General features: G+C 52.3%; 14 protein-coding genes and 1 pseudogene. 3 read left to right on the forward strand and 12 right to left on the reverse strand.

The window, feature by feature from the left end:
* Window positions 1-17: 17 nt before the first annotated feature.
* Window positions 18-1,193: a transposase gene (locus PYR66_13565; GenBank protein WEF26364.1), complete on the reverse strand. Its 1,176-nt coding sequence runs from the start codon at window positions 1,191-1,193 to the stop codon at window positions 18-20.
* A 22-nt stretch (window positions 1,194-1,215) separates the two neighbouring features.
* On the opposite strand from PYR66_13565, the gene tnpA reads away from it, so the two are divergent.
* Together tnpA and PYR66_13575 are read left to right on the forward strand one after the other, a co-directional pair.
* Entirely contained in the window at window positions 1,216-1,632 is a 417-nt protein-coding gene (tnpA, locus tag PYR66_13570) for an IS200/IS605 family transposase (GenBank protein WEF26365.1), read from the forward strand.
* Window positions 1,633-1,821: 189 nt separating this feature from the next.
* Complete coding sequence (locus tag PYR66_13575; protein WEF26366.1) at window positions 1,822-3,213, forward strand: L-cystine transporter; 1,392 nt, start codon at window positions 1,822-1,824, stop codon at window positions 3,211-3,213.
* Window positions 3,214-3,279: 66 nt separating this feature from the next.
* Here the strand turns inward: PYR66_13575 and cedA are convergent, their stop codons facing one another.
* From cedA to osmE, 9 genes and pseudogenes are all read right to left on the reverse strand, one after another.
* Complete coding sequence (cedA, locus tag PYR66_13580) at window positions 3,280-3,519, reverse strand: cell division activator CedA (protein ID WEF26367.1); 240 nt, start codon at window positions 3,517-3,519, stop codon at window positions 3,280-3,282.
* Between the two features lie 169 nt (window positions 3,520-3,688).
* The gene (gene chbG / locus PYR66_13585; GenBank protein WEF26368.1) at window positions 3,689-4,447 is read right to left on the reverse strand and encodes a chitin disaccharide deacetylase; all 759 of its coding nucleotides are present in this window, start codon (window positions 4,445-4,447) and stop codon (window positions 3,689-3,691) included.
* A 12-nt stretch (window positions 4,448-4,459) separates the two neighbouring features.
* Window positions 4,460-5,806 carry a 6-phospho-beta-glucosidase gene (locus PYR66_13590; protein ID WEF26369.1) on the reverse strand — a complete coding sequence of 449 codons (1,347 nt, stop codon included), beginning with the start codon at window positions 5,804-5,806 and terminating at the stop codon, window positions 4,460-4,462.
* Between the two features lie 102 nt (window positions 5,807-5,908).
* On the reverse strand, window positions 5,909-6,733 hold the full coding sequence (gene chbR, locus PYR66_13595) for a transcriptional regulator ChbR (GenBank protein WEF26370.1): 825 nt from the start codon (window positions 6,731-6,733) through the stop codon (window positions 5,909-5,911).
* Window positions 6,734-6,760: 27 nt separating this feature from the next.
* Window positions 6,761-7,108 (reverse strand): PTS N,N'-diacetylchitobiose transporter subunit IIA, encoded by a 348-nt coding sequence (gene chbA, locus PYR66_13600; GenBank protein ID WEF30450.1) that lies wholly within the window; start codon window positions 7,106-7,108, stop codon window positions 6,761-6,763.
* A gap of 53 nt (window positions 7,109-7,161) precedes the next feature.
* Window positions 7,162-8,520, reverse strand: coding sequence for a PTS N,N'-diacetylchitobiose transporter subunit IIC (chbC, locus tag PYR66_13605; GenBank protein ID WEF26371.1), 1,359 nt, complete (start codon window positions 8,518-8,520; stop codon window positions 7,162-7,164).
* A gap of 11 nt (window positions 8,521-8,531) precedes the next feature.
* A pseudogene (locus PYR66_13610) lies at window positions 8,532-8,625 on the reverse strand (hypothetical protein).
* A 43-nt stretch (window positions 8,626-8,668) separates the two neighbouring features.
* A complete protein-coding gene (chbB, locus tag PYR66_13615) occupies window positions 8,669-8,989 on the reverse strand; it encodes a PTS N,N'-diacetylchitobiose transporter subunit IIB (GenBank protein WEF26372.1) in 321 nt (106 codons plus the stop codon).
* Between the two features lie 274 nt (window positions 8,990-9,263).
* Window positions 9,264-9,602 carry an osmotically-inducible lipoprotein OsmE gene (gene osmE / locus PYR66_13620; protein WEF26373.1) on the reverse strand — a complete coding sequence of 113 codons (339 nt, stop codon included), beginning with the start codon at window positions 9,600-9,602 and terminating at the stop codon, window positions 9,264-9,266.
* A 294-nt stretch (window positions 9,603-9,896) separates the two neighbouring features.
* Between osmE and nadE the strand changes: the two genes are divergently transcribed.
* Window positions 9,897-10,724, forward strand: a complete 828-nt coding sequence (gene nadE / locus PYR66_13625; protein WEF26374.1) for an ammonia-dependent NAD(+) synthetase — start codon at window positions 9,897-9,899, stop codon at window positions 10,722-10,724.
* Between the two features lie 159 nt (window positions 10,725-10,883).
* On the opposite strand, the gene spy is transcribed toward nadE, so the two are convergent.
* Window positions 10,884-11,366: an ATP-independent periplasmic protein-refolding chaperone Spy gene (gene spy, locus PYR66_13630; GenBank protein WEF26375.1), complete on the reverse strand. Its 483-nt coding sequence runs from the start codon at window positions 11,364-11,366 to the stop codon at window positions 10,884-10,886.
* Window positions 11,367-11,723: 357 nt separating this feature from the next.
* Complete coding sequence (gene astE, locus PYR66_13635; GenBank protein WEF26376.1) at window positions 11,724-12,686, reverse strand: succinylglutamate desuccinylase; 963 nt, start codon at window positions 12,684-12,686, stop codon at window positions 11,724-11,726.
* Window positions 12,687-12,689 lie beyond the last annotated feature (3 nt).

Consider the following 12,689-nt stretch of genomic DNA (forward strand, 5'->3'; position numbering starts at 1 on the left):
ATCACCTCGGTGGGTTCCTACTTCAACGGGTGGCCTGAATGCGCCATCCCTCCACAGGCAAGCACGGCATGTCCTGCCGCTAGAATGTTACGAGCGCCGTTTATATCGGCGTTCTCGGTATATCCGCATTCAAGGCACTCGAATCGACTTTGTGACAGGCGGTTCTCTTTCGCTGTATGCCCACAGCTGGCGCAACGCTGACTGGTATATGCCGGTGGTATCGCCAGAACTTGACCACCGCGCCAGAGCTGCTTGTACTCAAGCTGACGGCGCATTTCATACCAGCCCTGATCCAGTATCGAACGGTTCAGACCTGATTTGGCTCTGACATTCCGTCCGGGCTGCTCTGCCGTACCTTTTGCCGATTTCGACATGTTACTGACCTTCAAATCCTCAATGACTATCATTGCGTGGTTTTTGCTGATTTCATTCGTGACTTTGTGAAGGTAGTCGCGCCGGATATTGGCAATGTGCGAGTGATGACGCTGGATTTTTCGTTTCTGTTTCTGCCAGTTGGCACTGAATTTAACTTTGCGGCTTAACTGGCGCTGGAACTTTGCCAGCTTGCGCTGGCTTGATTTAAAACTATTTACGGGCTGGTATATCGTCCCATCTGAAAGTGTGGCGAGTTTCGTTATTCCGGCATCGAGTCCGATCATTGACTCGGCGTTGTGAACGGGTTCAGCCACTTCGTATTCGGTCTGGATACTGACGTACCACTTGCCGCATGACTGGCTGACCGTGACGTTTTTCACAACGCCCATGACTTCACGGCTGTTGCGATAGCTTATCCACCCTAACTTTGTCAGGGATATACGACTGTTGATCTGGTCGAGCTTCACCCCTTGCGGGTAGCGGAAAGCATCGTTTCGACCTCTTTTTTTGAAACGGGGGAATGCTGCGCGCTTCTGGAAGAAATTCTTGTAGCCGCGCTCCAGATCTTTTAGTGACTGCTGCAACGGCTGTGATGGCGCATCTTTGAGCCATAGGGTATCAGGGTGTGTTTTCCACTCAATGAGCCATGAGGCCATTTTGGTGTAGGGAACATACTTATTTCCTGCCTCATGATTCTCATTTTGGATCGCTAACGCACAGTTGAAAACGAAGCGACAAGCCCCAGCGAAGCGCCGCATATCGCGCTCCTGCTGACCATTTGGTCTTAACTGGAATTTGAAGGCTTGAAGTCGTTTCATGTGTACTATTATACTTTGGTCTATGACAAAAGAAACTGATATTCGCCGAGGAAGACACTGCGTTTTCCTGATGCATGTTCACTTGGTATTCGTCGCCAAATATCGACGAAAAATATTTGATCTGGATGCCATCGAAAAGCTCCGCAGCTACTTTGCCAGCGTATGCGCTGATTTTGATGTTGAACTGGTTGAGATGGACGGGGAATGCGATCACGTACATTTGCTGATTAATTACCCGCCAAAACTCGCAGTATCGAATCTGGTCAACAGCCTTAAAGGCGTTTCCAGCAGATTGCTTCGCCGTGACCGGCCAGATATCGCACTGCGCTATTACTACAAAGGCGTTCTGTGGACACCGGGTTATTTTGCGAGTAGTTGCGGCGGTGCGCCAATTTCGATCATCCGGCAATACATCGAGCAGCAGCAAACACCAAGTTAGCCGAAAAACCGCGCATTGTATCCCCGCCCTGAAGGACGGGGTTTTACGGCGCACCTGATAAGCCAAACTCATTTTTAGTTATAATCCATTCCATTTGAGTATAAGAAAGCCATAAAGCCTTCTGCTACTCTTGCGCCATAAGAGTTGGTGTCAGACCAACCCAGGTAACAAGATATCAGGAGAACGGGGATGAATTTTCCATTAATAGCGAACGTTGTCGTGTTCGCGGTTTTGCTGTTTGCGCTGGCCCAAACCCGCCACAAACAGTGGAGCCTCGCTAAAAAAGTACTGGTCGGTCTCGTTATCGGCGTCATTTTTGGTCTCGGCCTGCAGCTGATTTACGGCGCCGATAGCCAGGTGCTGAAAGATTCTATTCAGTGGTTCAATATCGTCGGTAACGGCTATGTTCAGCTGCTGCAGATGATCGTCATGCCGTTAGTTTTCGCCTCAATTCTGAGCGCGGTGGCGCGCCTGCACAATGCCTCGCAGCTGGGTAAAATCAGCTTCCTGAGCATCGGCACCCTGCTGTTCACCACCCTTATCGCCGCGCTGGTCGGCGTGCTGGTGACCAACATGTTTGGCCTGACCGCCGAAGGCCTGGTGCAGGGCAGCGCGGAAACCGCTCGCCTGAATGCCATTCAGAGCAACTATGTCGGTAAGGTATCAGACCTGAGCGTTCCGCAACTGATCCTCTCCTTCGTACCGAAGAACCCGTTTGCTGACCTGACCGGCGCTAACCCGACTTCAATTATTAGCATCGTTATCTTCTCCGCGTTCCTCGGCGTCGCGGCGCTGAAACTGCTGAAAGATGACGTGGAAAAAGGCCAGCGCGTACTGACCGCCATCGACACCCTGCAAGGCTGGGTGATGAAGCTGGTGCGTCTGGTGATGCAGCTGACGCCATACGGCGTCCTGGCGCTGATGACCAAAGTGGTTGCCGGTTCCAACCTGCAGGACATCATCAAGCTCGGCGGCTTTGTCGTCGCCTCTTATATCGCGCTGGGCATTATGTTCGTCGTACACGGCGTGCTGCTGGCCGTCAACGGCGTTAGCCCGCTGAAATACTTCCGTAAAGTGTGGCCGGTAATTACCTTCGCCTTTACCAGCCGTTCCAGCGCCGCGTCCATTCCGCTGAATGTTGAAGCGCAGACCCGTCGTCTGGGCGTACCAGAATCCATTGCCAGCTTCTCCGCCTCTTTCGGCGCGACAATTGGTCAGAACGGTTGTGCCGGTATCTACCCGGCGATGCTGGCCGTCATGGTCGCGCCGACTGTCGGTATTAACCCGCTGGATCCGATGTGGATTGCCACCCTGGTCGGTATCGTCACCGTCAGTTCCGCTGGCGTCGCTGGCGTCGGCGGCGGCGCAACCTTCGCGGCGTTGATCGTGCTGCCGGCGATGGGCCTGCCGGTAACGCTGGTCGCGCTGCTGATTTCCGTCGAGCCGCTGATCGATATGGGCCGTACCGCGCTTAACGTGAATGGTTCAATGACCGCCGGTACCCTGACCAGCCAGTGGTTACGCCAGACCGATAAATCAATCCTCGATAGCGAAGAAGACGCCGAACTGGCGCACCGCTAAATCTATCAGGCACAAAAAAACCGCTGAGTTCATTCTCAGCGGTTTTTTTTATTTCTACTCGCAGGTTCAGGCCTCTATTTCGCCATCCTGGCGCACCTGATTCGCCCAACGTTGCGCCGATTCCGGTACGGTAAACGCCGGTGAGCGGCGGAAATGCTCGCCCATCAGTACAAAGGCCACATACTTGCCACGCAAGATCCAGACATCACGAAAATGGTCCATTTTAACGGCATGATCCGGCGGCGCAGGCTCGACGCGCGGCACATAGCTAATGACGGGGCGATTTTGTTGGCGCAATGATTTCATAACAGATGGATTCACTAAGCAAAGCGGGAACATAAACCCCTATCATAGCTGATTGTGATGCCTTCCGTCGCCCATTGTGTGCGGGAATAGCGGCGCGCCGAATTTTCAGGCGCCAGGAGAAAAGAGAACCAGGAAAAAGCCCGAAGCGTTCACCTCGGGCTGAATGTGTTTACACGTCACGGTAGCTACCGAGCCGGTAGCCGCGTTCCGCTACCGCGTATTTGAGCGCGCTGGAAGTCAGCACCTCCAGTTCCGTCAGGCGCGGATAACAGTAGGCGCTCCCCATAATGGCGTTATCGACAAACGCCGGGTGACACATCACTTCCAACGAATGCTCCCGGCGTTCAATCGACGCATCCAGGGTTTGCAGGAATAGCGCTGCCGATACCGCTTCGCCATAAAACTCGCTGCTGAAGCCATCGCTACTGCGTGCCGCCTCTTGCTCAAGGCCGCTCAATTCCGCCACCTGGCGATCAATACGCAAAGCGACCCCCTTGTCGCGCGCAAAGGCAGCGACAATAGGATAGATTTGCGCAATCATATGCACATGGTGGTGACTGTCGATATGCGTCGGCTCGCTGCCGAAGAGTTCAATAAACCGATGATACTGACACGTCAGCTCGTGAGCGATTTCATCCAGCGGCAGGCGGTCCTCCTCCGCCATTTGCCAAATCCATTTGCCCAGCCGTCCTTCGCGCGTTAACCCCGGCATGGATGATAACGGCTCCCCCAGCGTCAGCGTAAAGTGCATCCCCACCGCTAGCTCCGGCACACTGCGGCTCAGTTGGGCGGCGTGGCCGATGGCCGCGCCGTTGACCAATGCCGTAGTCGACGTTACCAGCCCATTCTTGCAGGCTTCGATAATGCCGTAGTTCTGCCCCTTGCTCAGGCCAAAATCGTCGGCATTGACGATCAATACGCGTTCCATCGGCAGCTCCTGTTACGGTTTCAATTTTTTGATGGTTGTCGCAAAGTTCGGCAGCCACTGTTCATGCGCCAGGATCATCTCCCGCGCCAACAGCTCGGCATCACGATCCGAATGAATCAGCGGGCTTAAATTCAACGCCAGCAGCACATCATTTAACTCGCCGCTCATCGCCGCCTGGCTGGCCGCCACTTCAAAGCCCTTGATGGTATAAATCAGCCCCAGCACGTTCTCATCAAAATGGCTGATACGCGGCGTCGGTTTCGCACCATCGCGACCCAGCGTGCAGGTCATTTCTACCGCCCAATCGGCCGGGATATTATCAACATGACCATGATGCGGAATATTCACATAGTGCTCGGCCTGCTTATCATTGTAGATGGCATTGATCACCTCGCAGGCAGCATCAGAGTAGTAAGCGCCGCCGCGCTGCTCAAGCTCCTTCGGCTTAATGTTAAGGTCCGGATTTTTATACAGCTCGAACAGCTGCTTCTCAACCTTCTGTACCACCTGAGCGCGAGCGCCGCCTTTGTAGTACTCGCCCATCTCAATAGCCAGCATCTCTTTCGGCTTGAAATAGTAAAGCAGGTACGAGCACGGGATCAGGCGTAGAGAACGAATCAACCCTTCGCTAAACGGCAGGTCGAAGATATTTTTCACCGAATTCGCCGTCAGGCGGCCTGACGCGACGCCGTCCAGCAGTTCATCGAAGCGCGAGACGCCATTCACCAGCACGTCGCGAACAAAGACCAAGTGGTTGAGACCGAACAGATCGATATTCAGTTCGTCGCTCGGACTCAGCTGCAGTACGTCGGTGATGAACATTTTCATGCCGATTGGGATATTGCACACGCCGATAAAGCGTTTGAAGTTAGTGTGACGATACACCGCCTCCGTCACCATACCCGCCGGGTTGGTGAAGTTGATGATCCACGCGTCCGGGCAAATGTCCTGCACATCTTTTACGATATCGAAAATCACCGGGATAGTACGCAGGCCTTTAAACAAGCCCCCCGCCCCGTTAGTTTCCTGGCCAAGATAACCGTGGCTCAGCGGAATACGTTCATCTTTTTCACGCGCTTTCAGTTGCCCAACGCGCAACTGGGTGGTGACGAAATCCGCGCCTTCCAGCGCCATGCGACGATCCAACGTTTTGTAGACTTTCATCGGCACGCCAGCTTTTTCCACCATCCGTTGGCATAGCGCATGGATGATATCGAGCTTCTCCTGTCCTTCTGCTACGTCCACCAGCCACAGTTCCGTCACCGGCAGTTCGTGATAGCGTTTGAGGAAACCTTCCAGTAATTCCGGGGTATAGCTGCTGCCACCGCCGATGGTCACGATTTTCAATTTCTGGCTCATATATTTCTCCCTTAGGCGCTACGCGTGCGCGTAGACCGCTCTCCGCCTGAAAACGGACAGTTAACTTGAATGTATAAACTACGCGGCAAATACCGCTGTGAGTTAATTAATACTGGTCAATTGCTTACGATAATTGCTTGGCGTAAATGAGGTTAGTTTCTTGAATGTTTTAATAAACAAACTTGGGCTGCTATAACCTGATTCATACGCAATATCAGTGACCGAATAGTTGGTGATTTCCAGCTGTTTTTTCGCGAAGTTGATGCGAATATCATTAATCATCTGCATCGGCGTTTTACCATAATAGCGCTGCGTCGCCCGGGTTAAATATTCCTGGGTCTTACCGGAAAGCTGCACCATATTATCCAGTGCGCCTTCGCCAAATTTATTCTTATCGTGCATATCCTCGACGGTATTTTTCAGCCAGTGCGGGATAACATCCTCAACCGGCTCTTCACGATAATGACGTAAGCGGTTAATGGTATAAAACGAGACCAGTTCAATAAATTCGTCAAATTCAGTCTCGCGAAAATTCAGCGAAGCAATCACCGACTCGATATAGCTGAGAAAGGCACTTTGCACCGCATAGACCTGAGAGGCGACCAGACCGAACGGCAGCAGCGGCAGATAATGCTTCTCAAAAAAACGTCTACTGATGCCAACGTTAAGAATACGCGTCGCGCCAAATTCATAAAAGCTCTGGTGGTGCGACCCCATTGGGATGAAGACAAAATCCCCACGCTCCAGCAACACCCGTTTGCCATTGATTTCCTGATAATAGCGCCCGGTTAAAACGATGGTGAACTCGTAATAATCATGCTGGTGAAGCCCGCTGACGCTCTCCGTTTTGTTATAGATGACCACATGAAAGTTTTTCCCGTTAAACAGCTGTTGTTCCCTGGCGGTACTGATCTCTGTGGTCATCATCTTTGGCTGCCTCATCGTTCGGATAGCCTATTGTACCTTCTCGTGCAGCTCGATCAATTCAGCAACCAGCTCGCGAGCCAGCATTGAGGTCATCAGGTGATCCTGTGCATGAACCAGCACCAGACTCACCTTCATTTTACCCTCGCCTTCATCGCTTTCGATAAGCTGGGTCTGGACGCGATGTGCTTCGCTCAGCGCCATTCGCGATTGTTCCATCATTGATTTCGCAGCAGTGAAATCACCCTGCTTTGCCTGCTTCAGCGCGGCGTAGGCCAGGCTACGCGCCTGTCCGGAGTTGATAATCAGCCCCATCACCACCTCTTCGAGGTCATTTTCCGGGGTCTCTACCGCGTCGATATTATCCAGATCAAACATCATATTTCCCTCGTTTCTCAGGCGGTACGGGAAGACTCCCGTACCGCTCGACATCAGAATTTCAGTGCGTTAGCGATATCTTCTTCGCTCTCTTCCTGCTCGATAGTGCTCTGCGCTTTGTTCGACAGCACAACGAACGGCAGGTAGACGGCAGTAGCGACACAGAGGTTGAATAGCGCGACCAGCAAAGCAGCGACGCTGCCGTTACTGTTAAAGAAGGCGCCCAGACCGGTCGGCATCGTCCACGGCGCCAGGTTGGTCACCGGTGGAATAATCCCCAGACTGTAAGCCGCCAGAGTAATCGCCGCCAGAATCGGTTGTACCAGGACAAACGGGATGAACATCACCGGGTTCATGATGATCGGCAGGCCGAACAGAATCGGTTCGTTAATCTGGAAGATACCTGACGGCAGCGCCAGCTTAGCGACCTGGCGATGGTCAGCGCGACGGGAGGCGATAAAGATGGCGATAATCAGACCCAACGTCGCACCAGAACCACCCAGCAGGATGTAGGAGTCGAGCATCGGCTTCGCCCAGAAGTGGAACTGTTTACCCGCTTCGAGGGCCGCGTCAACGGAACCGTACTGGTTGTACAGCGCGATGTTTTCCAGCGCCCATGGGGTCATGATCCCGTTGTCCAGCGCGGTCAGCGCCAGTGAACCGTGTACGCCAAAGAACCACAGCAGGGAGTTAAAGATAACGTACGCCCAACCGACGACGCTGCCCATCGCCGCCAGCGGCGTGGAGATAGAGTCCATGATGATCTGGTGGAAGTTGCTGCCGTAGTTCGACAGGATCCACGAGATAATGCCGAAGACCGAGAGGATCAGAAAACCCGGGATCAGCGCCGAGAAGGAGCGCGACACCGATGACGGTACGCTATCCGGCAGTTTGATGACCCAGTTGCGACGAATTACGAAAGTGAACAGTTCCGCTACCACCAGGCCAATGATCATCCCGGAGATGATGTTTTGCCCGCCCAACCAGTTCGCGCCGACGGCATAGGCTTCGCCAACGCTATAAGGCGTGACGGTCATAAAGGCGGCGACTGCCAGCAGACCGGCGGCCATCGGATCCACTTTACGTTCTTCCGCCAGCGCCGAGCCGATAAAGAACGGCGCCATCAGCGACATAATGCCCAACGTACCGTTGTAAACATTACCGCCGATGGCTTTAAAACCGTTTAACGTTTCAATGGTGGAGGCATCCAGGCGAATCCCCATTGAATAAAAGAAAGAACCTTCACCAAAGCTCAGAAAAACGTTGTTAATTAATACAAACATGGCCCCGGCGAGGGTCAGCGGCATTAATTTAATAAAGCCGTTTTTAATCGCATTAATGTGCGGTTGCTTTCCTATTTTAACAGCAAAAGGAAGGAGTACCTTTTCAAGCGAATCGATCACTTTACTCATAGTCAATACCCTTAAGAGCCGCAATAAAATATTACGGCGATGATGTATGAAATTACTCTTTGACGGGAAAATAAACTGTTGAATATCGTGGCGGCCAGCACTAATGAATTGCCAGACGCCAAAATATCGCGAGTTTTAAAATATAAAATTATTGTGCAGCAGCTTTCTTAATGGCCGCAACGGCCGCTTTTAAAACACCTAAACCATCGACTTTGCCATACAGAATTGAATCGATCACTTCTACCGGTTTGCTCGGCAGCAGACGCTGAATTTCAGGCAGCATATAAGCAATTTGCGGTCCTAATAAAACGACATCAGCTTCCGGGCCTTTTTCACCGGCCAGCGTTTCGGGATAAGCTTCAATAATAACCGGGACTTCATACTTTTCCGCCTGGGCACGCATTTTGGATACCAGTAATGAAGTGGACATGCCAGCCGAGCAGAACAGATAGATATGTTTCTTTTCCATGAACGCTTCCTCAATTTGTAGGACCAGGGCCTCAGTAACGACTGAGAGCCGGTAAGACTTGTAACATTCGGTTAATTTTGTTTATGCATTGAGTATACGGCAACATTTGGCACCAGGATAATTCCCTGTTGAACAGAATTGTCTCTCATTGACCTCGCGTTTTGACTACCCTCACATTTCACCCAAATAATTCGCGCAATTAAATAAGCATCAGTGGTCGTAAAAAAGCCCGACTCGTGGTCAGGCTTACGTAGCTATCAGCAAGTCACGCGGGTTATTTGCTGTTGCGCGGGTCAGTATCGTACTCCGCACAGGTCTGGTAACCAGAATTAATCACGTGGCCGGTATCGTCCAGCGCGACAAAGTAGGTTTCCATTTTACCATCTCGTTGACCCAGGATGTAGGTCTGACAGGTACCGCGTGCGTGGATCATGGTGACCTCGGACGCTGGTTTGCCGGCGATCTGCATCACCTGGCTACGGGTCATCCCTTTTTTGACATCTTTAACGACTGGCTGTGTGAACTGGTCTTTGGTACGGTCATAGGCCGTACACCCTGCCAGCATAGTCAATACTGCCGCTGCGCCCATAAATCCTACTAATTTCTTGTTCATATTTCGTCCTCGTTACGTAATCGGCGTGTTTTAAGCCTGGAATAAAAAACGTTATTTTTCAAGCCGAATGTAGCCTACATGTAAATTTAGCGCCTTTCTGGTAACCAGGTGTGAGCAAAAAACCGCGTTACGTATACCTACGCTGATGACCGCGTTCCCGGGCATAAAAAAAAGCTATGTTGTTGATTGCCTTCTTTTCGGTCAGTCGGCCGCGCCAGCCTTGTCGTTTCAGCGGCAAAGAGGTAGCTTTAAACCATGCGGGTTGCCATACAGGCTCACTTTTCGGAGGGCGCGATGACGCTTCAACAACAAATTATTCAGGCACTGGGCGCAAAACCCCAGATTGATGTCACAGGCGAAATTCGCCGCAGCGTGGATTTCCTTAAATCCTATCTGCAGACCTATCCATTTATTAAATCACTGGTGCTGGGTATCAGTGGCGGCCAGGATTCAACCCTCGCCGGTAAACTGTGCCAGATGGCTATCGATGAACTGCGCGCGGAAAGCGGCGACCAACACCTGCAGTTTATTGCCGTACGCCTGCCTTACGGCATACAGGCGGATGAGCAAGATTGCCAGGACGCCATCGCGTTTATCCAGCCCGACCGCGTGTTAACGGTCAATATCAAAGGCGCAGTGCTGGCCAGCGAACAGGCTTTACGCGAAGCTGGCATTGAACTAAGCGATTTTGTCCGCGGCAACGAGAAAGCGCGCGAACGCATGAAAGCGCAGTACAGTATCGCCGGAATGACCCATGGCGTGGTGGTCGGTACCGATCATGCGGCGGAAGCCATTACCGGGTTCTTTACCAAATACGGCGATGGCGGCACCGATATCAACCCCCTCTACCGTTTGAACAAACGCCAGGGTAAACAACTGCTGGCGCAACTGGGTTGTCCGGAACACCTATATATGAAGCTGCCAACCGCCGACCTGGAAGATAATCGCCCGTCCCTACCGGATGAAGTGGCATTAGGGGTGACCTACGAAAACATTGACGACTATCTGGAAGGCAAAACGTTGGACGAGAAGATCGCCAACACCATCGAAGGCTGGTATCTGAAAACCGAGCATAAACGCCGTCCGCCGATTACCGTCTTCGACGATTTCTGGAAAAAATAAGCCTTCTCATCACCCCGGCTAACGCCGGGGTGATGGTTGCCCTTCTGGCCATTTCCGCTCGCTGAGTTTTCTTAACGACGAAAAAAAACCGCCGGCCCTGCCCAAAGCCGTGATGGCAATAATTGGGCAAGACCGGCGGTCTTCATTCAGCGCGCTGAATTACTCAGCAGGTGCAGGCATTTTACCTTCCGGCGCTTTACGTTCTGTCAGATGCTTCTCAAAATTAGCATTGAACTGTTTTTTCTGTTCCGGAGTCAGAATGTTGTAAATCTTGTTCTGCGTTTCCATGCGGGAAAGCATCATATCTTTATGTTGTGCTTCCATTTTGTCGATCTGCGCGCTGGCTTTCGCTTTGTCGAAAGTATCGCTGGCGATCAGGTCGTGCATCGCACGGCGTTCGTCAAGAGACGGACGTTTCATATTTTGACGCTGACTCTTCATGATGTCGCGAATTTGCTGTTTTTGCGCGTCGGTCAGGTTCAGACCTTTGAACATCATATCGTGGTGACCAGGCATGCCTTTGTGGTGCATCATCGGCTTGCTGTCGGTTTGGGTGGCCGCGGTGGTGTCGGCCGCGTGAGCCAGGTTAGCAGCACCCAGAGCCAGAGTAGAGGCAACAAACAGAGCAGTCATCTTCTTCATGGTTATATCCTTACTTTCAGTTATTCTGACGGCGCATTGCCGTGTTGACGAGATTAACTTTACGCACTTTATCGTCAATTAGTCAGTGCAAGAGTAAAACAATGAAAGTGTAAAAAACATTTTCTCACCAATTGTGGAGAAAATAAGGAAAATGAGAAGAGATGTGCAACAAAAAATAAATAACAGACTGTTTTAAAAGGAAACTATGGAGATTATAAAGCAGTAAAGATTAAAAACAAAGCATTTAACCAGGAATAATCTGCAAACAATATCGATGGCACGAATAAATAAGATAAGCGCATTGAGATGGTTCGCAAAATATTTACAGCCGCAAGGCGATGCGGCTGTAAATTTCAACTAAAACCGCTCAAGCATCAGTCCGGCCCGCAATCCTGCCGCGACGCTGGGGTTGGGAAACAGCACATACTCTTGCGCTTTTTCAACGACGTAATGCGTGTCGCCATCCTCCGCCAATAGCGTCCCGGCGCTAAACGGCGTGAAGTTGAGGGTCTGCCCTGACATATGCAGTTGGAAGCGGTCGCTATGACGCGTGATCTGCTGCACCACCCGGTAGCGCAGCGGCGCAGACGCCTCTTCCACCGCCATATCGCCCACCAGCAGTCGGGTTAATGCCCGCTGCGTCGCCGCAAAGTGGGCTAAATCATTCTCGCCAAAAGGCAGCGCTTTACCCAGTTCGAGGGTACAGGCCAGCGCGGCAAAGCGTTCGCAGCTAAAGTGGGTAAAGGTTCCCCCCGGTTGCTGATGGAATACCAGCGCCTCCAGTCCGGCGGCGCCGAGCCAGCTAAGAAAATCTTCACTCCAGGGTTCCTCACGCGCCGGTAACACGCCAAAGCGCGGATGCAGCGAACCGCGAATGGCGGTGTGCATATCCAGATGCCAGCGCGTACCGTGACTATCGGCAAAGAAACGCGTTACGGCACCCTCTAACTGCCGCGCCCGCACCGTTTCGCCACTGGGTTCAAACGTGCGCCAGCGCTCGCCGAACATGCGGTTCATATCGCTATCGAGGTAGCGTTTGTTTTGCCGCAGCGCCGGCGGGTTGCCCAATATCACCAGCAGGCGCCAGCGTAGCGGGAGTTCGCCAGCAAACAACTGCTTGAGCAGTACATCCACCATCTCGACCGGCGCAGTTTCATTACCGTGGATCCCGCAGGAAAGCACCAGGGAGCGCTCACAGCGCGCGTGCGGAGTCAGCAGCAGAATACCGCAATCGATCCAGTGCCAGCGGAAATGGGCCGTTTCGCCATGAAAATGGTGCGGCCAGCGCCCCGCCAAAGTTAATGCCAGAAAGTCGTCCACGAC

It is taken from the genome of Klebsiella aerogenes (assembly GCA_029027985.1).
Taxonomy (GTDB): domain Bacteria; phylum Pseudomonadota; class Gammaproteobacteria; order Enterobacterales; family Enterobacteriaceae; genus Klebsiella; species Klebsiella aerogenes_A.